20 protein-coding genes are annotated in these 22,802 nt (G+C 65.5%); 7 read left to right on the top strand and 13 right to left on the bottom strand.

The window, feature by feature from the left end; all coding sequences use genetic code 11:
• Positions 1 to 86 precede the first annotated feature (86 nt).
• Complete coding sequence (locus NMQ09_RS14850; protein ID WP_255191362.1) at positions 87 to 527, top strand: universal stress protein; 441 nt, start codon at positions 87 to 89, stop codon at positions 525 to 527.
• Between the two features lie 36 nt (positions 528 to 563).
• Here NMQ09_RS14850 and NMQ09_RS14855 read toward each other — a convergent pair whose 3' ends face one another.
• The 5 genes from NMQ09_RS14855 to NMQ09_RS14875 form a co-directional block, all read right to left on the bottom strand.
• Positions 564 to 980, bottom strand: a complete 417-nt coding sequence (locus NMQ09_RS14855; protein ID WP_255191363.1) for a hypothetical protein — start codon at positions 978 to 980, stop codon at positions 564 to 566.
• A gap of 53 nt (positions 981 to 1,033) precedes the next feature.
• Complete coding sequence (locus NMQ09_RS14860; RefSeq protein ID WP_255191364.1) at positions 1,034 to 2,125, bottom strand: NAD(P)/FAD-dependent oxidoreductase; 1,092 nt, start codon at positions 2,123 to 2,125, stop codon at positions 1,034 to 1,036.
• A 193-nt stretch (positions 2,126 to 2,318) separates the two neighbouring features.
• On the bottom strand, positions 2,319 to 2,477 hold the full coding sequence (locus NMQ09_RS14865) for a hypothetical protein (RefSeq protein ID WP_255191365.1): 159 nt from the start codon (positions 2,475 to 2,477) through the stop codon (positions 2,319 to 2,321).
• 241 nt (positions 2,478 to 2,718) lie between these two features.
• Positions 2,719 to 3,258, bottom strand: coding sequence for a TlpA family protein disulfide reductase (locus NMQ09_RS14870; protein ID WP_255191366.1), 540 nt, complete (start codon positions 3,256 to 3,258; stop codon positions 2,719 to 2,721).
• Positions 3,255 to 4,031: an SCO family protein gene (locus tag NMQ09_RS14875; RefSeq protein ID WP_255191367.1), complete on the bottom strand. Its 777-nt coding sequence runs from the start codon at positions 4,029 to 4,031 to the stop codon at positions 3,255 to 3,257. Before NMQ09_RS14875 ends, NMQ09_RS14870 begins: the two co-directional genes overlap by 4 nt.
• Positions 4,032 to 4,323: 292 nt before the next feature.
• On the opposite strand from NMQ09_RS14875, the gene gdhB reads away from it, so the two are divergent.
• Complete coding sequence (gdhB, locus tag NMQ09_RS14880) at positions 4,324 to 5,601, top strand: glutamate dehydrogenase GdhB (protein WP_255191368.1); 1,278 nt, start codon at positions 4,324 to 4,326, stop codon at positions 5,599 to 5,601.
• Between the two features lie 66 nt (positions 5,602 to 5,667).
• Here the strand turns inward: gdhB and NMQ09_RS14885 are convergent, their stop codons facing one another.
• A complete protein-coding gene (locus tag NMQ09_RS14885) occupies positions 5,668 to 5,793 on the bottom strand; it encodes a hypothetical protein (RefSeq protein WP_255191369.1) in 126 nt (41 codons plus the stop codon).
• A 92-nt stretch (positions 5,794 to 5,885) separates the two neighbouring features.
• Here NMQ09_RS14885 and NMQ09_RS14890 point away from each other — a divergent pair, with 92 nt between their 5' ends.
• The 4 genes from NMQ09_RS14890 (at position 5,886) to NMQ09_RS14905 (ending at position 10,681) form a co-directional block, all read left to right on the top strand.
• Positions 5,886 to 6,758 carry an HpcH/HpaI aldolase/citrate lyase family protein gene (locus tag NMQ09_RS14890; RefSeq protein WP_255191370.1) on the top strand — a complete coding sequence of 291 codons (873 nt, stop codon included), beginning with the start codon at positions 5,886 to 5,888 and terminating at the stop codon, positions 6,756 to 6,758.
• Between the two features lie 343 nt (positions 6,759 to 7,101).
• The gene (locus NMQ09_RS14895) at positions 7,102 to 8,358 is read left to right on the top strand and encodes a Glu/Leu/Phe/Val family dehydrogenase (RefSeq protein ID WP_255191371.1); all 1,257 of its coding nucleotides are present in this window, start codon (positions 7,102 to 7,104) and stop codon (positions 8,356 to 8,358) included.
• A 330-nt stretch (positions 8,359 to 8,688) separates the two neighbouring features.
• Positions 8,689 to 9,462 (top strand): acetolactate decarboxylase, encoded by a 774-nt coding sequence (gene budA, locus NMQ09_RS14900; protein ID WP_255191372.1) that lies wholly within the window; start codon positions 8,689 to 8,691, stop codon positions 9,460 to 9,462.
• A 247-nt stretch (positions 9,463 to 9,709) separates the two neighbouring features.
• Positions 9,710 to 10,681, top strand: a complete 972-nt coding sequence (locus NMQ09_RS14905) for a phosphoadenosine phosphosulfate reductase family protein (protein ID WP_255191373.1) — start codon at positions 9,710 to 9,712, stop codon at positions 10,679 to 10,681.
• Between the two features lie 6 nt (positions 10,682 to 10,687).
• Here NMQ09_RS14905 and NMQ09_RS14910 read toward each other — a convergent pair whose 3' ends face one another.
• From NMQ09_RS14910 to NMQ09_RS14940, 7 genes are all read right to left on the bottom strand, one after another.
• The gene (locus NMQ09_RS14910; RefSeq protein ID WP_255191374.1) at positions 10,688 to 12,139 is read right to left on the bottom strand and encodes a GLUG motif-containing protein; all 1,452 of its coding nucleotides are present in this window, start codon (positions 12,137 to 12,139) and stop codon (positions 10,688 to 10,690) included.
• A gap of 388 nt (positions 12,140 to 12,527) precedes the next feature.
• Positions 12,528 to 14,027 (bottom strand): M26 family metallopeptidase, encoded by a 1,500-nt coding sequence (locus tag NMQ09_RS14915; protein WP_255191375.1) that lies wholly within the window; start codon positions 14,025 to 14,027, stop codon positions 12,528 to 12,530.
• 197 nt (positions 14,028 to 14,224) lie between these two features.
• Entirely contained in the window at positions 14,225 to 15,505 is a 1,281-nt protein-coding gene (locus tag NMQ09_RS14920; protein ID WP_255191376.1) for a hypothetical protein, read from the bottom strand.
• A 195-nt stretch (positions 15,506 to 15,700) separates the two neighbouring features.
• Complete coding sequence (locus NMQ09_RS14925) at positions 15,701 to 16,573, bottom strand: hypothetical protein (RefSeq protein ID WP_255191377.1); 873 nt, start codon at positions 16,571 to 16,573, stop codon at positions 15,701 to 15,703.
• A complete protein-coding gene (locus tag NMQ09_RS14930) occupies positions 16,566 to 18,062 on the bottom strand; it encodes a tail fiber domain-containing protein (RefSeq protein ID WP_255191378.1) in 1,497 nt (498 codons plus the stop codon). Before NMQ09_RS14930 ends, NMQ09_RS14925 begins: the two co-directional genes overlap by 8 nt.
• A gap of 229 nt (positions 18,063 to 18,291) precedes the next feature.
• On the bottom strand, positions 18,292 to 19,980 hold the full coding sequence (locus NMQ09_RS14935; protein ID WP_255191379.1) for a hypothetical protein: 1,689 nt from the start codon (positions 19,978 to 19,980) through the stop codon (positions 18,292 to 18,294).
• Between the two features lie 132 nt (positions 19,981 to 20,112).
• Positions 20,113 to 21,297: a thiolase family protein gene (locus NMQ09_RS14940; RefSeq protein ID WP_255191380.1), complete on the bottom strand. Its 1,185-nt coding sequence runs from the start codon at positions 21,295 to 21,297 to the stop codon at positions 20,113 to 20,115.
• A gap of 128 nt (positions 21,298 to 21,425) precedes the next feature.
• Between NMQ09_RS14940 and NMQ09_RS14945 the strand changes: the two genes are divergently transcribed.
• On the top strand, positions 21,426 to 22,700 hold the full coding sequence (locus NMQ09_RS14945) for an NAD(P)/FAD-dependent oxidoreductase (RefSeq protein WP_255191381.1): 1,275 nt from the start codon (positions 21,426 to 21,428) through the stop codon (positions 22,698 to 22,700).
• Positions 22,701 to 22,802 lie beyond the last annotated feature (102 nt).

Consider the following 22,802-nt stretch of genomic DNA (forward strand, 5'->3'; position numbering starts at 1 on the left):
GGTTAAGCGTTCTCGCGACGATGGTCGACCGGCGGTCGTTTCGTCGGGGCTGAACTTTTCACACCGGCGTGCGTGAGTACGCTCGAATGTACGACGTCATCCTGATTCCGACTGACGGCAGCGAGTACGCCGAGTCAGCCGCCGAGACGGGAATCGAGCTCGCAGGCGTCCACGACGCGGCCGTCCACGTCGTCTGCGTGGTCGAAACCGGCCCGTTCGGCGGCCTCAGACTGCCAGGCGATGCGGCGAGCGCGGAGGAGGCGATCCGCGATCGGGCGAACGAGTTCGTCGCCCGAATCGCCGACCGGGCGAACGCGGAGGGACTCGAGGTGACGACGGCCACGCCGTCGGGGCCCCCGGGAAGCGAACTGCTCGAGTACGCAGAAGCCGTCGACGCCGACCTCATCGTCATGGGCACGCGAGGACGTGGCGGCTTCCACCGGGCAGCGCTCGGCAGCGTTGCCGACCACGTGATCCGGTTCGGGGACGTGCAGGTGCTGGTGAGCAAGGTGAAAGCGCCGGAGTGACTGGAAGCGAGAGAGAACGTGACGGGGTGACGTCGATCACGCCGCCTCGTGGACCATCCGGTTGATGGCTTTCGTGCGTTTTCCGACGGCCCAGCCGATCAACGCGAGTCCGGCGTAGATCCCGATCGCTGGGGGGACGTACGCCACGAGAACGACCTCCGGGGTGAATCCCAGCGCGTCGAGGCCGCCAGCGACGAGCAACGAGACGAGAAACAGCGCCGTCCCGACGTCAGCGCCACGCATGCTCGGCAGTGAACCCGGCGTGGAGAAGAGCCGCCCCATCGCGTAGAAGGCGACGCCGAAGGTGAACCAGCCGATCAGGAGGAAGGGAGCCGCACGGGTGGCGTCGTCCGGAAAGTAGTCGGGGAGAACGGAGACGTGAACGACGGCCGTCACGAGCACGGCGACCCCGAGTACGAGGTACAGAATCGGCGAATCGCTGTCCACGGCCATGTACGGAACGCGGTCGACGATTGGTAAAGTCCTTTGTATTTACCAGACTGCCGTCAGAATCGGTCCGGTGAAAGCCGGACTCGGCTCTCCCGATCGCTCGTCCCCTCGAGGAGTCCCGCGACGACGTCGGCTATCGCCGGCGCGAGCGTGATTCCGAGCCCCGTCGGTCCACAGGCGACGAGAAAGCCGGGAACGTCGGTCTCGCCGACGATCGGTCGGCCGTCTGGCGTCACCGTCCGGAGGCCAGCCCACTCGTCGACGATCGAGGCGTTCGTAAATCCGGGGACGAGTTCGTCGATCGTCCTCGAGGCCGTGCGCATCGCCTCGGGAATCCGCAGCGCCGTCGGTTCGTATCGCTGCCCCTCCACGTAGTCGGTCGTGAACGCGCCAAAGTAAACCGTAACCTCGTCGACCGGGCGGAGATACCGGCGCGATTCGAAGATCGTGAACGGGAGGTCGGCGGTCGACCGTCCCTCGAGTGCGAGCATCGGTCCGAGCGTGTGTGCCAGCGGGAGCGAGACGCCGACCAGGTCGTTGAGCGCCGGCGCCCACGGGCCGGCCGCGTTGACGACGACGTCGGCCTCGAGTCGCCCGGCCTCGGTCTCGACACCCGCCACCGATCCGTCCTCGAGGACGACGTCGGTCACGTCGGTTCCCGTGCGGAGTTCGACGCCGCGTTCGCGGGCGCGCTCGGCGAAGGCGTCGACGAGTTCCTGGGGCTCGAACGCGGTGTCGCTCGCGGTGGAGAGCCCGCCCGTGAAGCCATCGGTCTCGACCCCGAACCGGTGCAGTTCCGACGCGTCGACGAACGTCGCGTCGACGCCGTACGCCTGCAGGGTGGTCGCGGCCTCCTCGAGCGTCGCGGCGTAGTCGTCGCTCTCGGCGACGAACAGCGAACCGAGCCGGGTTGAGGTGATCGCTCCGTCGTCGAGGAAGTGCTCGTACGTCGACCAGGCCCGATCCAGAAGTCGCTGGTCGAACCGGGTCGGCGACGACGTCCCCCGGAGAAACATCCCTGCGGAGGCCTCTGTCGTCTCGGAGCCGAGGCTCGAGCGCTCACAGAGGGTGACGTCAGTGTCGCCTGTGCCGAGGCGGGCTGCGATCGCGACCCCGATGAGACCACCGCCAACGACGACGACGTTCATAGACGACGCTACAGCCCCGTGTGGTCATAACGTTCGTTGCGGCAGATCCTGACTGTTCGACGCGGCGGACGATCCTGCACAGTGGAGTCGGGGCCTCCTCGAAGTTCACATTCGACTGCGGAGCGGTCGTGGTCCACGTTCGACTGCGGAGAGGCGCGATCGGGAGCCGAACCGAACGCGTTCGGGGCCGAGATCAGTAGAAATAGAGCTCGAGTTCGTGGCCACAGTTACCACAGTTCGTCTCTTTGCCCCGGAGTCTCGCCGACTCGTCGCCGTCCGGGTCGGCGATCCCGGCGCCTGGCGGGACGGTGGTGGTTACGGTCGCGTTACACCGGGGGCAGCCGATACGCATATTAGATGGACTCGATCGTGACATGCACACCCCGTAATCGGACCGCCGGATTAGTTATCCCAGCCGTACTCACTCGTGGGGATCCACTACTCCGGCCGACATCCCAGTCAATCGACTGTTTCGGGCTGGTGGATTCGGCGTGGCAAAACCGAACGTCTTCGTTGGATACTGGGAGCGTAGCTGGCCGGTAACCCGTCCCAGAAAAACCGTTGCAACCCGCAAACTGACGACGGTCCAGCCGCTACTCCTCCAGGGTGGCCTCTCTGGCGGCCGCCGCCCCCTCGAGGATCTCCTCGAGAGTCTTGCTCCCCTGGCTGCGCCAGTGGGCCTCGCCAGTGCCGTCGATGGCAACCGTCGTCGGCGTCGCGACGACGTCGTAGCGCTCGTAGAGGTTGATTCCGGGGTCCATCCCGACGGCCCAGTTCCCTCCGTGTTCTTCCCACCACGCGCTGATCGGTTCTTCGTCCCGCTCGATCGTCACCGAGAGGAACGTGACGTCCTCGGCAGCTTCCTGTGCCTCGGCGACGGTCGGCATCAGCGACGCGCAGGACGAACACGTCGTCGCGAAGAAGTCGACGACCATCGCCTGACCGGGCTGGGGAACGGTGATCGTGCCGGCCTCGCTTCCCGGCGCGTCGATCGTCTCGAGTTCGATCGGATCGCCGCCACCGTTGGAGTCGCCCTCCGAGTCGAGCAACGATGGCCCTCGAGCAGCGAGGACGCCGGCCCCGGCGAGGACGCCCAGGCTTCCGATCCCCGCGATGACGTCGCGTCGTCTCATCCGTCCTCCACGACCGTCAGGAGGTCGTCCGTGATCACCGACCACTCGACCGACGCCGCGTTCGGGTACGCGCGCTCGACGATCCCGTCTCGGTTGACCAGCAGGATCAGGTTGTAGTGGACGATGTCGTACTCGTCGGCTTCGTTCCCGTGTCCGTGGTCGTCGTCGTGTCCGTGGTCGTCGTCGTGTCCGTGGTCGTCGTCGTGGTCGTGTTCGTGGTCGTCGTCATCGAGGCCGTGGTGGTCGAGCTGGAGCCCGAACTGCTCGGCGAGGACCGTCTCGGCCTCGTCGTAGCTCTCGGGTCTGAGGAAGTGCCAGTTCCCGGCCTCGAGGTCGGCACCGACGATCTCGGCTTCCTCTCTGAGCACGTCTTCGGTGTCCCGTTCCGGATCGAACGTCATCGCCAGAAGCGCGATCTCGTCCTCGAGTCCCGCTTCGGCGGCTGCCTGCTGTGCGTGGACGAGTCGCGAAAGCAGCATCGGGCAGGAGTCGTCGTGGCAGTTGGTGTAGATGAACGTCAGCAAGAACGCGCGTTCGCCCACGAATCGCTCCGGAGAGATCTCCTCCTCGAGGAGCGGGTCGGGGAGGGTAAACGACGGAACGTCGTCGCCGTAACTCGGGTGACTCGCCGCGCTCAGGTCGACTTCCGGCGGGCCGAGAATCGCCCCGTCGGCGCTGCCGTCGTCGAGCATCCCGGCGACGCCGTCGAGACAGCCCGCCGTCGCGGCGACGCCCGCAACCCCGAGCGAGCGAAGGTACGTGCGCCTGTCCATATCCGATCCTAGGAACGAACGCGGATATGCTCGTTGGTTCGGTTCCCACGCCTCCTCGCGGGGGTAAATTGAAACAACATTCGGGAAGGAACAGCCCGAATGACGGCTCACGTCAGGGGCTGTGCAAGTATTGCTCGAATCTGGGCAGAGTAGCAAGGGTTAATAAGGTGGATGGGAAACGTCGGGTGAATGCACCGGCGAACTCACTGGCGAACACCCCGCCGTCGCCGGTCGGTTTTCACTCAGACGTGTGCCACATCAACGCACGCGTAATATGGTCGAACGATCCACCATGGCATCCACCCAATCTACACCCGACCTGGAAGAAGAGGAGACAGCCGTCGAGACCGCCCGACGTCAACTCGAGCGCGCGGCGGCCCATCTCGACGTCGACGAGGGCGTCATCGAACGGCTTCGTCACCCGAAGTCCGTCCACCGCTTCACGGTCCCAGTCGAGCGTGACGACGGGACGATGGAGGTTTACACGGCCTACCGAGCCCACCACGACAACGTGAGAGGACCGTACAAGGGTGGGCTCCGCTACCATCCGGGCGTCAACGAAGAGGAGTGCGTTGGCCTCGCGATGTGGATGACCTGGAAGTGTGCGGTCATGGACATTCCCTTCGGCGGCGGGAAAGGCGGCGTCGTCGTCGACCCCAAGGATCTGAGCGGGGACGAAAAGGAACGACTCACCCGACGACTCGCCCAGGAACTCCGACCGGTGATCGGTCCGATGAACGACATCCCCGCCCCGGACATGGGGACCGACCCGCAGACGATGGCGTGGTTCATGGACGCCTACTCGATGCAGGAGGGTGAGACCTGCCCCGGCGTCGTCACCGGCAAACCCCCGTCCATCGGCGGAAGCTACGGTCGTGAGGAAGCACCCGGTCGCAGCGTCGGGATCGTCACGGAGCAGGTGCTCGAGCACTACGATATGGATCCGGCCGACACGACCGTCGCCGTGCAGGGCTTCGGTTCCGTCGGCGCGAACGCCGCCCGTTACCTCGACGACCTCGGCGCGTCGGTCGTCGCCGTCTCCGACGTCGACGGCGCCATCTACGACCCCGACGGGCTCGACACGAACGACGTCGAAGGCCACGACGAGCGACCGGGGATGGTCTCGGGCTACGACGCCCCGGAGACGCTCGCCAACGAGGAGCTCCTCACCCTCGACGTCGACGTCCTCATCCCGGCCGCCATCGGAAACGTGCTGACTGGCGAGAACGCCCGCGACATCCAGGCTGACATCATCGTCGAGGGCGCGAACGGGCCGACGACCTCGACCGCCGACCAGATCTTCGAAGAGAAGGGGATTCCCGTCATCCCGGACATCTTAGCGAACGCCGGCGGCGTCACCGTCTCCTACTTCGAGTGGCTCCAGGACATCAACCGCCGAAAGTGGACTCTCGAGCGCGTCAACGAGGAGCTCGAGACCGAGATGCTGCGAGCGTGGAACGCGATGAAAGCGGAGTACGAGGTCCGAGACGTCACCTGGCGTGATGCGGCCTACATCGTCGCGCTCAAGCGGGTCGCCGAAGCCCACGGCGCACGCGGTCTCTGGCCCTGAGAACGGAGTGTCAGCTCCTGAGAACGGGACGCATCAGCTGCGTGCGCCCGGGGACTCCTCCCTCGATCACAGCACGAGCAACAGTAGTTGATAGGCGATTCCGAGGAGAAAGACGGCGATCAGGATGGCCGTCGCCAGGATTACGGCTGGCGGCATCTTCTCCTCTTCGAACTCGAAGAGCAGGTTCTTCATACGGGATAGCTGATTCGCTCGAAACGTAGTTGTTTCGCTGACCGACGACGACGGTGTCAAGATTCAAACCGTCTCCGCCCGACTCCGTGCACATGGTTCGTAGAAGCGTCATGTTTACGCCCGGCGATCGACCCGAGATGATGCGAAAGGCTCCAGGTGCGGGATCGGACGTCGTGGTGTTCGACCTCGAGGACGCCGTTGCCCCCGGCCGGAAGGCCGAGGCCCGAGAAGCCGTCCGGTCGGTGCTTGCCGATCCCGACTTCGACCCCGAGGTCGAGGTCTGCGTTCGGGTCAATCCCGTCGGCCTCGGAGCCGACGCCGACCTCGAGGCAGTCCTCGGCGACGACGACGTTCGACTCGACAGCATCATGCTCCCGAAAGCGGAGTCGGCCGCCGACGTCGAGCGACTCGTGAGTTACCTGGCAGGCCGCGAGGCGATCGTTCCCGTCCTCGCGCTCGTCGAGAGCGCCCGCGGCGTCCTCGAGGCCGACGCCATCGCCGGCGTCGATGCGACCGACGCCCTGATCGTCGGCGCCGAGGACCTCTCGGCCGACGTCGGAGCGACGCGAACCGAGGAGGGACTCGAGGTGCTCTACGCCCGCGAACGGGTCGTGATCGCGGCCGCCGCGAACGACGTCGAAGCGATCGACACCCTCTACACGGATTTCGGGGACGAGGAGGGCCTGATCGCCGACACCGAGTTCGCCATCCAACTCGGCTTCGACGGGAAGCTGGCGATCCACCCGGCCCAGGTCGAGCCGATCAACGAGGCGTTCACCCCCGATCCGGCGGAACTCGAGTGGGCGACAGCCGTCCTCGCGGGGAAACGCACGGCCGACGCCGAGGGCCGGGGCGTCTTTCAGGTCGACGGCGAGATGATCGACGCACCCCTGATCGCCCAGGCCGAACAACTCCTCGAACGAGCCGAGGCGGCCGGCCTCGAGACGGAACTCGAAGACGAGTAACGAGTCAGTCGCCGAGAGACGACCGTCCTCGAATCTATCTGATAGGGGCGACGTGTCGTTGGCTACCCCGGGGTCCGACGTGGTTGCACAGGTCGCGGCGGATACGTTCTCACAGCGTGTGCGCTGATTTTACAGCTATGCGGCGAACGATGCGGAATCGTCAACGCCGCTCGCCGAGCGAAAGCGGACGTTCGACCGGTTATCGACTGACTCTACGGGCCGAGACGTCCATTCGACAATCTAAAGCATTGGACACAGTATGGTGAAATAGTATGTTATTATATCCCATACCTTGGCCGTTATTCGGCACGCTTATTTTGGGGTCGAGAAAAGGTGGCGAGTAATGAGCGAGGAAGCGAATCCGTTCGAAAGTTTGCAGTCGCAGATCGACGACGCAGCGGCGTACCTCGACGTCGGCGACGACGTTATCGAGCGCCTCAAACACCCCGAGCGCGTGCTCGAGACGAACCTCACCGTCGAACTCGATGACGGCTCGCTCGGTCGCTTCAAGGCGTTTCGCTCGCAGTTCAACGGCGACCGCGGGCCGTACAAAGGCGGCATCCGGTATCACCCAAACGTCACCCGCGACGAGGTGAAGGCGCTCTCGGGGTGGATGACGTACAAGACGGCCATCGTCGACATTCCGCTCGGCGGCGGCAAGGGTGGCATCATCGTCGACCCCTCCCAGTACAGCGAGGCCGAACTCGAGCGCATCACCCGTGCGTTCGCGGCGGAGCTGACGCCCATGATCGGCGTGGACAAGGACATCCCCGCCCCGGACGTCAACACCGGCCAGCGGGAGATGAACTGGATCAAGGACACCTACGAGACGATCGAGGACACGACCGAGCCGGGCGTCATCACCGGCAAGGCGCTGGACAGCGGCGGTAGCGAGGGTCGCGTCGAGGCGACGGGCCGCTCGACCGTGATCGCCGCTCGAGAGGCGTTCGACTACCTCGGACGGGACATCGCCGACGCGACCGTGGCCGTCCAGGGCTACGGCAACGCCGGCTGGATCTCCGCGAAGCTCGTCGAGGAACTCGGCGCGACCGTCGTCGCCGTCTCCGACTCGAGCGGCGCCGTCTACAACGAAGCCGGTCTCGACGCCCGCGACGTCAAGGCGTTCAAAAACGAGACGGGGTCGGTGTCGGGCTACGCCGACGCCGACGAGGAGCTCACCAACGACGAGCTGCTCACCCTCGACGTCGACCTGCTGATCCCGGCCGCCCTCGAGAACGCGATCGACGCCGAGCTCGCCGCGGACGTGAAAGCCGACGTGATCTCCGAGGCCGCCAACGGGCCGATCACCCCCGGGGGTGACGAGGTGCTCGCCGGGAAGGACGTCGTCGTCATCCCGGACATCTTAGCGAACGCCGGCGGCGTCACCGTCTCCTACTTCGAGTGGGTGCAGAACCGCCAGCGCTTCTACTGGACCGAGGAGAAAGTCAACGCCGAACTCGAGGCGATCATCGGCGACGCCTTCGACGCGCTGACCGGGGCGTACGAAGAACACGACCTCGAGAACTTCCGCACCGCGGCGTACGTCGTCTCGATCCAGCGCGTCGTCGACGCGTTCGAGGAAGCGGGGACGTTCCCCTAGTACCCTCCCAACCGTCGACTGATGAGCGAAACCGATTGTGTTCAGCTGGTTTCGCTCATCAATTCAGGCTTGGGAAGCCACTAGTGCTTTGCCAAGCCAGATCTGCAGGGTCGAATCCGTCGCCGAAGGCCGGTTCGACCCTGCAGTCGACGGTTGGCGGAGTACTAGTGCTTTGCCAAGCCTGCTCTGCAGGGTCGAATTCGTCGCTGAAAGCCGGTTCGACCCTGCAGTCGACGCTTGGCGGAGCACGAGGTCGCCCCAGCCGGAGCCGGTCGGCGAGTTCGTCGCGTATACGTATCTATATTATAGAGTCCTCACAAGACGAACACGATGGGGGAACACAGACGTACCGTTCTCGTGGGCCTCGCGAGCGCCCTCGCCGGCTGTGCCGCGCCGGCGACGAAGCGTGAGCAGGGACAGAACGCCGACGCGGGGGACGGATCGGACACGCTGTATCACGTCTCGACGATCGACGCGCTCAGCTGCGGCCACTTCTCGGACGAGGTCGCCATCGGCGAGCTCCTCGACAACGGCGGCTTCGGCCTCGGAACCGTCAACGGGATCGACGGCGAGCTGGCGGTGGTCGACGGCGAGGCGTACGCGGTCAGCGGTGACGGAACGGCGACCGAGCTCGAGCGCTCGACGCGGACGCCGTTCGCCGCCGTGACGGCGTTCGAGCCCGACGCGACCGTCGAACTCGAGAACGTCGAGAGCTTCGCCGACTTCGGCGACCGCGTGACCGAGGAGCTGCCCCGAACCGACCACTTCCACGCGCTGCGCGTCGAGGGGACGTTCGAGTACCTCCGGACGCGAAGCGTCGACGGACAGATCGAACCGTATCCGACCCTCGAGAAGGTCCTCGAGAACGAGACGATCTTCGAGTTCGAGGGCGTCGAGGGGAGCATGCCGACGTTCTTCATCCCCGAACAGTTCGAGGGGATCCACCCGCCGGGCTACCACGCACACTTCATCACGGCCGACCGCGACGGCGGCGGCCACGTCTACGACCTGCGCGCCGACTCGCTCACGGTCGAGATCGATCATCTCCAGTCGGTGCACGTCGAACTGGCCGAACGGGAAGTCGAGACGTATCCGCCGTGTTGATCGTCACACCGTATCGATGACTGCCACCGAGCACGCCCGCTGCACCATCGTCGACACCGACACATAGGCGCTCTTGCCGCTGGTCGACGAGCTGGGCCTCACCGATACCGAGCCTCGACTGACCGTCCTCGAGGAACACGTTCTTGCCACGACGGCAGGGTTCGGTCGCCCACGGAACGAGTCTACCGTCAGAGGTTTCCGCCGGCACAAACGATTTACACGAGCTAATTATATCTAATTACGACTCATGCTGGAGAACTTCCCTGACTACGTAGCCGTCGACTATCAAGACGGCACTGACGAGGACCCCGAGGACTACCCGCACATCCAGAACAAGATCGAGAAGGCCATCGAGGTCACGGAGACGGCTCTCGAACAGTACGAGAATCCCGCAGTGATGTGGACCGGCGGGAAGGACTCGACGCTCGTGCTCTACTTCGTGAAAGAGGTCGCCGAACGGTACGGCCACGAGCTGCCGACGGCGATCTTTATCGACCACTACCAGCACTTCGACGAGATCCACGCGTTCGTCGACCGGTGGGCCGACGAGTGGGACCTCGAGGTCGTCTACGCCCGAAACGAGGACATCGGGGAGTACGTCGAGGCCGAGGACCTCGAACCCGGCGACGACATCCCGATCGAGGCGCTCTCAGAGCACAATCAGCACCACGTCCGCGAGATCCTCGAGTACGAAGAGGACAGCTTCCCCTTCCTGCTCGACACCTACGCGGGTAACCACCTGTTGAAGACCGTCGCGCTGAACGACGCGCTCGAGGCGGACGACGTCGACGGCGTTATCTCGGGCGTCCGCTGGGACGAACAGGAAGCTCGCGCGGACGAGACGTTCTTTTCGCCACGGCACGACCCCGACATCTACCCGCCCCACGACCGCGTCCACCCGATCCTCCAGTTCGACGAGGCCGCCGTCTGGGAGGCGTTCTGGAACTTCGTCGTTCCCGACACCGTAGCGGCGTTCCCCGACGACGGCTACGTCCCCGAGGGAACGGACGACATGCCCGGCGACCTCGAGCCCGAAGACACCCCCGTCTCGCCGAAGTACTGGGAGGGCTTTCGATCGCTCGGCAGCGAGATCAGCACGGAGAAAGCAAACGACGAGCCAGCCTGGTTACAGGACCTCGAGGGAACGACCGAACGCGCCGGGCGGGCCCAGGACAAAGAGGAGTTGATGGAACGGCTGCGCGATCTGGGCTATATGTGAGACAGCTCAGCTGACCGGATCGCCGCTTCGCCAGGCGTCGATCACGTCGCGCAACAGATCGGTATCGATCTCGCTGCCGCGCCAGTTGTCGATCGCGTCGCGAAGGCCGTCGGTCTCGACGACGCCGTCTTCGTTGGTGTACGGCTCGAGGGGGCTCTCGTCATCGTCCTCGGCTGCGAGTTCAGGGTATCCGTCGGTGGTCGTCCAGGTGCCGTCGAAATCGAGGTCGTCCATCTCGTCCTCGGCGGAGGCACCCTGCATCTCGTCCGTGGACAGTCCGGTCCCTGAGCCCGTTCCGCCGTCGACCTCGCCGAAGGCGGAATCCATCACATCCGAATTGTAATACACGTCTTCGACGGTGGCCTGGTTCAGCCCGGCCACCCCGCCCTCGTTAGCCAGTGGTCCGGAGGCTGCTCCCGTCGCGTACGACGTTCTGATCTCTGCCTGCTGGACGTTTTCACCGACTAACGCACCGACGTTGTCGTTACCGTTGATCGTCGCACTCCCTCTGGCGTAGGAATTTTCGATCACGCCATCGTCGGAGTTCTTTCCGACCAATCCGCCGACGCCGGTCGAGGTCCACGAGAGGTCGATATCAGAGACATCACCCGTCGCCCACGATTTCGAGATCGTCCCCGTATTCTCTCCGACCAATCCACCCAGGAAGGACATCGCGCCTTCGACGATTCCCGTCGCAGAGGCGTTCGTGATGCTTCCGTTGTTCTTTCCAACCAATCCGCCGACAGTGATGTCACCAGTTACGGGCCCCGTCGCGTGGGAGTCCACGATGGAGCCGTCGTTACGACCGACCAGCCCACCGGCAAAATCAGCTTGATACTGGTCCTCCGCAGTAACGGCCCCGTTCGCCGAACAGTCGGTAATCTCACCCCCCGATCCACCTGCGATGATGCCGACGTTATTCCTCCCTGTCACACCGGGCACGTCGACGTGAAGGTTCGTTACTTCCCCATCGAAACCGATGTTTGCGAACAACCCGATGTAGTCGTCCCCCGTTCCAGTTCTGTCGATCGCGAGACCAGAAATCGTGTGGCCGTTTCCGTCGAGCGTTCCGTCGAACCGCCACGTACTGGTCCCGATCGGATCCCATCCCTCGCCACCGTTCGCCGAGGGGGCCGCGTAGTCGTCGTAGCCGGCCGTCTCCTCGTCCAGGTCGTCGATCAGCACGAACTGGTCGTCCATGTTGGACGTGACGTTCTCGAGTTGCCCCCACGTCTCGATCTGGTAGGGGTCCTGTTCGGTACCGGAACCGCCGGCAAACTCATCCGCACTCACGGTTCCACTGAACCCAACGACGGCACCCGTGAGCCCAACCCCGATCGTCGTGAGTGCCGTCCGTCGCGAGATCGATTCACTGGCTCCAGCCTTGCGCCCGGTTCGCTGATCCGCATCTCGTGTGCCCGCAACTGCTCGTCGCTTCGATTCGTTCTGCCTCTCCATACTGTTCACTTACGATGACTGTGTATATTTGTTAGGTGATCTGATAGTAATGTATGCGATGAGTTCAGAGTAAGTTCTCGGGGAAGCCACACGACGGGCTGAGAAAGCCGAGTGCTGAGTGGGCCCATGGAATCGGCCCGTTCCACAACTGTCGTCGCTGGTCAGCACTCCCACAGTGTCCGCGCCGTCGTATCGCTCCTGCTGCCAGCCGTACTGGTCACGGAGCGCATCCGTTCGGTCGAAGAGCGACGGCTACGGTGGCGAGCCTCCCCTGCCGGCTCATGGGTCACGATCGAACCAGCAGCTCACGGCTCAACTGTGACCGACGTCGATCGTCACGTCACCGCACTCGAGTCCAAAACCACCGTTTTCGCAGGGACGGCCGTCGTCAGACGACCGGGTCGCCGGATCGCCAGGCGTCGATCACGTCCCGTAACAGGTCGGTGTCGATCTCGCCGCCCCGCCAGTCGTCGATCGCATCCCGGAGCCCATCGGTCCCGACGATCCCATCGCCGTCAGTGTACGGTGTGAGGGGGTGCTCGAGCTCCCACGCGAGCGCCGGGTACGAATCGGTAGTCGTCCATGTGTCCGCGAAGTCGAACTCGAGCAGGTTGTCCTCGGCGTCTTCGCCAGTCATGTCGTCGGTCGAAAGTCCGGTTATGCCGGTGGTATCACCGGAACCGACGCCGTCGTTCTGAGCCAGTTCGGGGCTGTTCTCGAAGTCCCAGTAGGAGTCGGTTACGTCACCGTCGTTCTGCCCGATGAGACCGCCGTGGTCGGAGTCGTCCGTCACGTCTCCCGTCACCATGCCAGTGGCGTACGTCTCAGTTACCTGCCCGCTACTGCCGACGTTTCCGACGAGTCCACCCACCTGATTGCTTCCGTTGACGTCGCCGGTCGCGTACGATCGCTCCACGACGCCCTCGTTGATCGAGCCGACGAGGCCGCCGAATCGGTATCCTGCTTTTATCGTTTCCTCGTAATCGCCCGTCACGTTGCCCGCGGTGTAGGTGTTGGCCACGTACCCGCTTTGGATCTCTCCGACGGCACCGCCAACGTACATTCCACCGTCGACGTCGGCCGCCGAAGCGGAGTTCTGAACGACGCTGGTGTGAAATGCGTCATTGGTGTCCATCACTCCGACCAGCCCCCCGATGTAGTCCCCGCTCCCACGAACCTGGCCGTCGACGTGAGCGGAGTCGACCGTTCCGTTCACGAGCGTGCCGACCAGCCCACCACCGTTGCTCCCGTAGTACGCCCGCACGTAGCCGTCGGTGACCGTCACGTCGTGCAGTTCGCCGTCCGTCAGCTCACCCACAACCGCACCGACGTTTTCGTCCCCTTTCACGAACGGGTTCTCGAGTTCGACCGATTCGATCGTCGCGCCCGCCGCGACACCGAACAGACCGATGTCGTTCTCGTCAGTTCGGTCGATGGTGAGATTCGAAATGACGTATCCGTTCCCGTCGAACGAGCCGGTGAACGGGTCGGACTCATCGTCTGCGATCAGGATAATCGGGTCGTCGTCCATCCTGTCACCGATCGGTTCGAACCCGTCACCACCGTTCCAGTTTGCAGTCTCGCTCGCGTCGATATCACCCGACAGCTCGTAGTGCGCCGAGAGATTCTGGTTTATCGCCTGCAGTTCGTCGACGCCGTGAATCCGGTACGGATCGTCCGGCGTCCCGTCTCCCTCGAGGTCATCCTCGAGGACTTCGACGCCGTCGGCGTGACCCGTCGCCTCGTGGTCGGCACTCTCGACACCGGCTGTCACGCCGCCGACTGCCCCGAACAGCAACCCGATCGAGACGGCGAGCAGCAGGACACCGAGTATCCCAGCTACTTGTATTCGCGATGGCGACGACCGCACAGCGGTCCATCTGGTCATGCCCGCTCATTCAGCCAAACGATCATAAACCCGGACTAACGAACGAGTAATCTTCGAGGTTACCTCGAAGTATGTTGCTACAGTCGATTGGTTTATTCACGGGACAGGTCATCACCATCGTCGTCCCTAAGCGCGCCAGTTTGTGTGACCCGTCATCGATTCGTTTACCCGGCAGAATCGGTCACTCGAGCGCCCAACTACGAGTTCGGGTCCGCCGCCCCGTTTGGCTCGTCCGACGTCAGCGTATCCGAGTGCTCGCTCGAGTCTGCCGTCTCCGCCGTCGTCGTCACCGTCCCGTTCGGTAGCTTGTACGTTACGAACTGGAACGCTCGTTGGACGGCGTTGCCGTCGGAATCCTCGAACTCGACAATGAGGTCGCCGGAGTTGCTGGTTATGCGCCACTGGGCATGGTTGACTGGCGTCACGACGGTCACATAGTTGTTGAAGAAGTAATATTCGTTAGTGAAATTGATCCGGTAGCGCTCTCCACCGCTGTTCCACTGGGCACTCTCGACGTTGACGGCGTTCTCGATCGACCCATCGGCGTTGATGTGGCCCTTCGCGATCGGGCCGGCCGTTCGCTGCGGGGTTTCGTCCGCGAACGCGAGCTCGCCACCGAGTTCGGTGTCGCCGGTCGTCTCGTGGTCGCCGTCCGTCTTGCTGTCGCCGGAGGAGTACACCCCGTAGCCCGACCCCGACGAGTCAATTCCACCAACGGCCCAGCCATCCGGTGTATAGCTTCGCCCGAGAACCCCGTAGGCCATCCCGCTCGTCGCCGCCGCCATCCCGAAGACGCCACCAGCATCGACCACCCCGTCGTCGTCGCCACTCAGATCGGTGACGCCGGAGACGCCGATGCCCGAGCCCGTGAACGAACTGTGGTCGTAGTCGTCCGAGGTAGCGAAGCCAGCGACACCCCGTCCGTTGACGGATTCGGAGACGCCCCTGACGCCGTGGGTGGTTTCGTCGCCGGTCGCCGTTCCTTCGACTCCGGCAGGAACGACTTCCGGGGTCGAACCGTTGTTCGCGTCGGCGTCGGCGATTCCGGCAACGCCGCGGGTTTCCGCCGCGACATCCGTGGCGGATGCGTGGCCGGTGACGCCGGTGGCGTCGTCGTCGTCCGTCGTCGCGACGATCTCGGTCGCCTCGAGGTCGACCGTGTGCAACGCGTTGAGGGGGCGATCCGCGGTTCCGACCTGCCCCTGTGGCTGCGTCTGAGCGGTGGCCGTCCCGGCTCCGAGGCCCAGTAACGCGAGGGCGCCACCCGCCTGCAGGACGCCGCGGCGACCGACCGACAGCGTTCCGCCGTCACTGGACGGTGGGGCCGCCGGACCGTCGTCGACCAGTTCGTCGATCCGATTCTCCTGTCGCTCGATCGTCTCCTGCTGGCTCTCGATGATCGATTCGAGCGCCTCGATGCGGTCTTCGATGGACTGTTCGTCGGTCGTCTCCGTCGATCGCTGTGGTTCGTCAGTCATGAGTTTCCTCGTTTCGTTTGGTCTCGGTTTCGGCGTTTCGCGGTTGCTCGTCCTCACTCGCCCGTGATGCGTTCGGTGCATCGCTCACCACCCTGTGGTCGATTGACCCGGATACCGCCGAGCGCGTTCCGGGACGCTGGGTGTCCGCTCTCGAAGCGGTGATTCCCGGTGCGGTTCGCTCGAGCGGCGCCCCCATCACGTGACCACCTCGCCGGATCGCCAGGCGTCGATCACGTCCCGTAACAGGTCGGTGCCGATCTCGCCGGATCGCCAGTCGTCGATCGCGTCGCGGAGTCCGTCGGTGCCGACGGTTCCGTCGTCGCCGGCGTACTTCGCGAGACCGATCTCGGTCTGGAACGTCACGTCGTGCTCGCCGCCGGGGAGCGTGAACGTCACCTGGCCGTCCTCGACGGTCGACTCGAGCGTCGAGCCGTCGACGGTCGCGACCACTTCCGTTCCGTCGGAGAGGTTCGCCTCGGCGGGCTCGAGCGTGAGGTCGAACGCGGCCGGTGCGTCGTAGGCGAGGTCCGTCTCGTCGCTGTCGTAGTCGACGGCACCGAACGAGAGCGCGTCCACCGCCCCGTCGATGGCCACGGCGTCGGCGTCGGCTGGGTCGATCCGGAGCGTCGCGTCGACGGCCGAGATGCAGGTGACCGATCCGGTGCCACCTTCGTAGATGAGCACACCCGGTCCGTCGGTGCTGAAGGTCACGTTGCCGAACGCGACCGTTTCATCGTCGAGGAACTCCGGATACGGCGACCCGCCGGGACCGTCGTCCACAACTTCGAGGCCGGTGTCGGTCACCCAGACCGGACCCGTGTCTTCGCCCACTGCACACGTCAGGTCGGCGGGGTCCTCGAGCGACGCCGGCTCGAGGTCGTGTTGTGTGACCAGTTCGAGATCGCCCATCGAATCGTCGATCGGCTCCGGTTCGTCGTCGCCGACGATGCTGGTGACGGTGTCTCCGACCCCGGCTCCCGCGGCGGCGCCGACCACGGCTGCGAGGCCGACGAGGAGGACCATAGAGAGGAGGGCCAGCCTCGAGTCGCCGATCGAGCGATCAGTCATCCGCGGTCACCTCCGGGGTCGCGACGGCCTCATCGCGCTCGAGCTCCTCGACTCGAGACTCGAGGTCGTCGATCCGTTCGTCGCGGTCTGCCAACTCGGCGGCGAGACCCTGGACGGCGGCGAACAACACGCCGTCGGCATCGATCGTCTGAATCCCTTCGTCGCTGCCACCGAGTCCGAACGCCTCGAAAAACTCGCCGGCCATCGGCCCCATGTGGCGGGTGTCGGTCTGCCAGTTGTACGACCAGGTGCTGAGCTCGAGGTTAGCCACTTTCTCGAGGACGGCTTTCGCATCGACGGGAGTAATGTTCGTTTTCGATTCAGCGCTGCTGATAGCGGACCACGAAGTGTCACCGTTGCCCATCCAGACGCCCGCGTTGCCCTCGACGGAGTCGGTGCGGAAGTAATAGCCGTTTTGGAACATACAGTAGAAGCGATTGGCGATCCCGGTCGAGTGATTTTCAGTCTCGGTGTGGGAGTCAGTGAAGACGAACTGGCCGGGGCGCGAGGCATTCGCGTTTCTCCCGGCGACGACGCTGTAGGTTCCATCAGCCGTATTGTTTCGGCCACCCAGTACGGTCGAATGCTGCCCGCTAGCGGTGTTTTCGTAGCCGCCGCCCACCGTTGCGTTCCAAGCGCTGGCCTCGTTTTTCTCGCCGCCACCGACGAACGCGTTGGTCCCGCCCGCTTGATTTTGATCGCCACCACTGACCGTCGAACGTGTCCCGTCGGCCGTATTTTGAAAGCCGCCGCCAACGGTGGATCGGCTCCCACTCGCTTCGTTCACATCCCCGCCAGCGACGGTCGATCGGTTCCCGCTGGCTTCGTTGTGTTCGCCCCCGCCAACTGTCGAAGAACCGCCGCTGGCGACGTTGTCGCTGCCACCGCCGACCGTTGCCTGCTCGTCGCCAGTCTCGTTCCCGAGGCCGCCCCCGATCGTCGAATACGATCCGCTGACGGTGTTTGGAGCGAGGGATTCCCCACCTCCGCCGATCGTCGCGCCGAAGCCGTCACCGTCCACGCTGTTCGTGGAGTGGCCGGCGATCACGTTCCCGGCATCCCCGCCGTCTCCGGCAGTGAAACGAAGCGCGCGCTCACTGCCGACGAGAACGTCGAACGGCGTTTCGCCGTCGGGCACACCCTGGAGTTGCTGCGCGTAGAGTGCGTTCAGCGGCCGGTCGGCGGTCCCGACCTGTCCCTGCGGAGTCGCCGCGCTGGCCGACGACGACATCGCTCCCAGGCCGGCCAGGCCCGCGATCCCGGCCAGTGCTGAACGTCTGCTGACCAGCGAGAATCCACTCGAGTCGTCCCGATTCGTTCGCTCGTCCGTTTCCTTCTCGAGTTTCTCGATCGTCTCCTGCTGCGTCTCGTTTCGATCCTCGAGTTTTTCGATGGTCTCCTGCTGGGATTCGATGATCGACTCGAGTCGCTCGAGTCGCTCGTTGAGAGACGACTCGGCCGTTGAGGACGATCGTGTTTCGTTTATCATTGATAGTGCTTCATCACTGCGTACCTTCTGAGGGAAGGCATTTGCCTGTCAATTCTTCCCGGCTGATACCCCTCATGCCAGGTCCATTACAGCGAGGTGATTATGAAATGATAGCTGTGCAGAACGTAACCTGTGCGATTACTTCATAGTAACTTACCCGAGACCGTAGGGAACGACTCGAGGTTCCAGTAGCGTCGGTGTCGATTCGTCGAGGGTCGCTCGAGCCGGCTCACTCGAGTGCGTAGCCGTCGAACCGTCGAATCGCGTAGCCGACTGCGACCAGCGGCGCGGCCAGTCCGAGCGCGAGGACGACCCAGGCGGCGACGGTCACGACGGTCGCGGGAACGGCCACCTCGGGGCCCGGCAGGAGCGAGAGGAACCCCGTCGCGAGCGCTGCAACCAGTCCAGGGGCACCGTCGACGTAGAGGACGAGGGCGGACACCCCCGGCGCGACGATTCCGAGCGTGTAGCCGGCGAACGCCGTCTTGCTCGGCATCACCGCCTCGCGGTTGTTCGTCACCCGGACGCTGCCAAAGCGCGGGAAGGCCGAGCCGACGCCGACGGCGAGCGCCGGCGTGGCGACCACTCCGGCGACGGTTGCGGTCACCAGTAGCGCGGTCTGCTCGAGTGTGAGTGGACTCACCACTCCCACGAGGAGGGCGACGACGAGCCCGGTAGGAACGGCGACGAGGACACCAGCGAGGAGTCGACCCAGGATCACCTGTCGGCCCGAGACGGTCGACGTCATCACGGCCGGGAGCGATCGCCCGAGGTCGCCGAGCGGATTGAGCGTGAACAGCGCGCCGGCCCCCCAGACGACGTAGAAACAGAGCAGGACGGCCACGTGCGTCGGGAGCGTCCCGGTCGCGACGACGTCGTCGACGACGAAGATCGCGCCGAACAGTGGATAGACGACGTACAGCAGCCGGATCGGTGCTCGCCGCGTTCGACGGATCGCGGTGACGGCCACCGTCCGGACGGGGCGTGAACCGACGCGCTCGAGCAGGCTCCCGAGTCGGTCAGAAGAGCCGACCTCGGCCGTCGGCTCTTCGTCGGTTCGGGCGGGGTCGGCGAACCAGTGGACGCGGGCGGAGGCGACGCCCCCGGCAACGGCGAGCGTGGCGAAGAACGCCGAGCCGACGATCGCGCCACCGACGCCGACGGTCGACGGTGAGACGCCCGGGATGGCGACGAGCAAGAGGTGGCCGGGCCAGCCCAGCGGGCTCCCCGAGAGCAGGCCGAACAGGTGTACCGTGATGGCGTCCAGCCAGCCCGCCGCGATCGCCCCGAAGTAGGCGACGGCGACGACGACGATCAGCGGCGTCCGGTACCGGGCGATCGGTTCGAAAACGGTGAGCAGGTGTCGGATCCAGATGCCGAGCAGGAAGCCGACGGGGACGGCGGTGAGCAAGACGAGGACGGCGACGGCCGGGACGACGAGAACGGGACGTATCGTGCCCGCGCCGCGTGCGAACGCCGCTGAAAGGACCACCGCAGGTGGAAGCACCCAGGCGGCGAACAACGCTACCTCGGCTCCGACCAGTCCGATCACGACGTTCCGGAGTCGCGTCGAGACGAGGAGACACGCCGGCTCGTCGACGTCGGCAACGGTCGTAACCGTCCGGATCGTGGCCATCAGCGTCAGCAACAGCCAGACGAGCGCGGTCGCGCCGGTGACGGCCTCGACAGCCGAGATCGGTCCGAACGCGTCGGCACCCTCCGCCGCGAGGTGCTCGCCGGCGACGGGGAGCAACAGCAGCCCGACGAGCAGCGACGGTCCGAGAGCGAACAGGGCGACGACGCCGAGCAGGAGAAGCTTCGTCCGGTCACCGGCGACCACGCGCACCGTCCGTCGACACTCCGTGGCTGCGATGATCAGGGGGGTTCGTGACGCGGCGCTCAGGGAAGCCAGCGACATCACCGCTCACCGTCCAGTCGACGTGAGCGGCTGGTGGGCGGAAGCGTCATACCAGAGTCGACGGCTCGTCGATAGTAAGCTGTTCGGTCCACTATCACGTTCGGAAGCGACGTCGACGCCCGTCGGTGACGATTACCGCCGCTCGAGCAGCGCCACGATCGCACCGCCGCCGCCGACGCTCATCCCGACCAGGCCGCGTTCGAGTCCCTCGTCGTGGAGCTGGTAGGCCAGCGAGGTCGCGAGCATCCCGCCGGAGGCGCCGATCGGGTGGCCGTAGGCGATCGCACCACCGCGCGGATTCAGCTTCTCGCGGGGGATCCCGAGTCGCTCCATCACGTACACCGACTGGGCGGCGAACGCCTCGTTGAGCCACCAGGCGCCGACGTCGTCGACCGCGAGGTCGTTGCGCTCGAGTAACCCCTCGACGACGTCGCCCACCGCCTCGTTGAACTCGTCGGGATTCCGGTAGACGAGGTCGTAGTCGGCGACCGTCGCCATCGGCTCGAGCCCGTGGTCGGCGGCCGCCTCGGCGTCGGCGAGCAACACGACGCCAGCGCCGTCGCTGAGCTTCGAGGCATTGGCCGCGGTGATCGTCCCGTCCTCGCGGAACGCCGGCGCCAGTGCGGCCAGGTCGTCGAACGTCGACTCGGGACGCGGCCCCTCGTCGCGCTCGACGATCCCATCGGGCGTCTCGACGGGGACGAGCTCCGGGTCGTACGCGCCCGTGTCGATCGCCTCGGCTGCCCGCCGGTGGCTCTCGAGGGCGTACCGATCCTGGGCTGCCCGGGAGACGTCCTCGCGGTCGACGAGTCCCTCGGTGATCTCGCCCATGTGGACGTCGAGGTTGACGTCCCAGAGCGAGTCGAGGATCATGGAATCGGTGAGCGTGACGTCGCCGTACCGGCGTCCCTTGCGGTACTCAGGCAGGATCCACGGGGCGTTGGTCATCGACTCGAAGCCGCCCGCGACCGCGAACTTCGACCGGCCAGCCGCAATCCGATCCGCCGCGAGGGTGATCGCCCGCAGCCCCGAACCCGAGGCCTCGTTCACCGTCGTCGCCGGCGTCTCGTTCGGGAGTGACGACTCGACGACGGCCTGCCGGCCGGGAACCTGGCCGATCCCCGCCTGGATGGCGTTGCCGAGACTCACCCAGTCGATTTCGTCGCCGTCGACGTCGGCCCGCTCGAGCAACCCGTCGATCGCCGTCCGCGCGAGCGACACCGCCTCGACGTCGGCGAGCCCGCCGAGCAACGTTCCGTGTGGCGTCCGAGCACCGTCGACGAGGACCACGTCACGTCCTCGCTCGTCAGGAGTCATAGCCGAGGTGTCGGCTCGAGTGCACATCAATATTTGTGCGCCACACCGCTTCGACCCCGCCACGCGGCCTCGACCGACCCACCTGCGTTGGGTCGACGACTTTATACCTCGCGTCCGAACAGTCGGCCATGACGTCGACACCACGCGTCCTCGTCGTCGGTGGCGGCCTGGCCGGTCTCGTCGCCGCCCGCCACCTCGCCGCCGGTGGGGGAGCGGTGACGCTGTTCGAACGACGGCCCGAGGTCGGGGGCCGCGTGCGGACGCTCGAGCGCGACGGCTACCGCTTCGATCGCGGATTCCAGGTGCTGTTTACGGCCTACCCCGCCGTGACGCGCGAACTCGACCTCGAGTCGCTCGACCTCCGGCGGTTCGCCCCGGGGGCGACCATCGCCCGGGCGGGACACCGCTCGACGCTGTCGGATCCGCTTCGCGATCCGCGGGCGTTCTCGGCGACGATCTTCAACCCCGACGTGACCCTCGGCGACAAGCTCCGCGTCCTTCGTCTCCGGCGACGGCTCGCTCGCACCGACCCCGAGACGATCTTCGCCGGCGAAGACGCCTCGATCGCCGACTTCCTCCGCCAGCAGGGCTTCTCCGACCGGTTCGTCGACAACTTCGCCGCCCCGTTCTACGGCGGCATCACGCTCGACCGCTCGCTGTCGACCTCGAAGCGCGTCTTCGAGTACACGTTCCGGTCGCTCTCGAGGGGCGACATCGCCGTCCCCGCCGAGGGAATGGGGGCGATTCCGCGCCAGCTGGCCGAGCACGCCCGCGACGCCGGGGCGGCGATCGAGACCGGAGCCGAGGTCACGTCGGTCACCGCCGACGACGGGCGGGCGACCGTCACCGTCGACGGCGAAACGCACGAGGCCGACGCCGTCGTCGTCGCCACCGATCCACGACGCGCCCGCGAACTCACCGGGCTCGAGTCGATCCCGACGGCCGCCCGCGCCTGCGTGACTCAGTACTACGCCCTCGACGAACGGGCCGACCTCGAGACCGGCCGCCGACTCCTGCTCAACGCCGGGGAAGACGGCCCCAACCACGTCGCCCCGTTGGGCGCGGTCGCGCCCGAATACGCCCCCGACGACGTCACGCTCGTGAGCGCGACCTTCCTCGGCGACCCCGACGCGACGGACGAGGAACTCGCCGAGGCGACCGACCGGGCGCTCGAGTCGTGGTATCCCGAACGGCTGTTCGGCCGGTTCGACCTCCTGCACACCGAGCGCGTGCCGTTCGCCCAGTTCGCCCAGCCGCCCGGCATTCACGACGGACTCCCTGACGTTCGCGCACCCGAGGGGCCGGTGTACCTCGCCGGTGACTACACCCGCTGGTCGTCGATCCAGGGTGCGATGGAGAGTGGTCGCCAGGCGGCGAAGGCCGTGGTAAAGGCGTGTTCGTGAAGGGTGGTCGATCGCGACGGGTGTCACTCGAGTCGAACGGGAGTCAGGTACTCGAGGCCACGACCCGGGTTCGCTCTCGAGACGCGAAGTGTGACTCGATCC

This window comes from Natronobeatus ordinarius (assembly GCF_024362485.1).
GTDB classification, from domain to species: domain Archaea; phylum Halobacteriota; class Halobacteria; order Halobacteriales; family Natrialbaceae; genus Natronobeatus; species Natronobeatus ordinarius.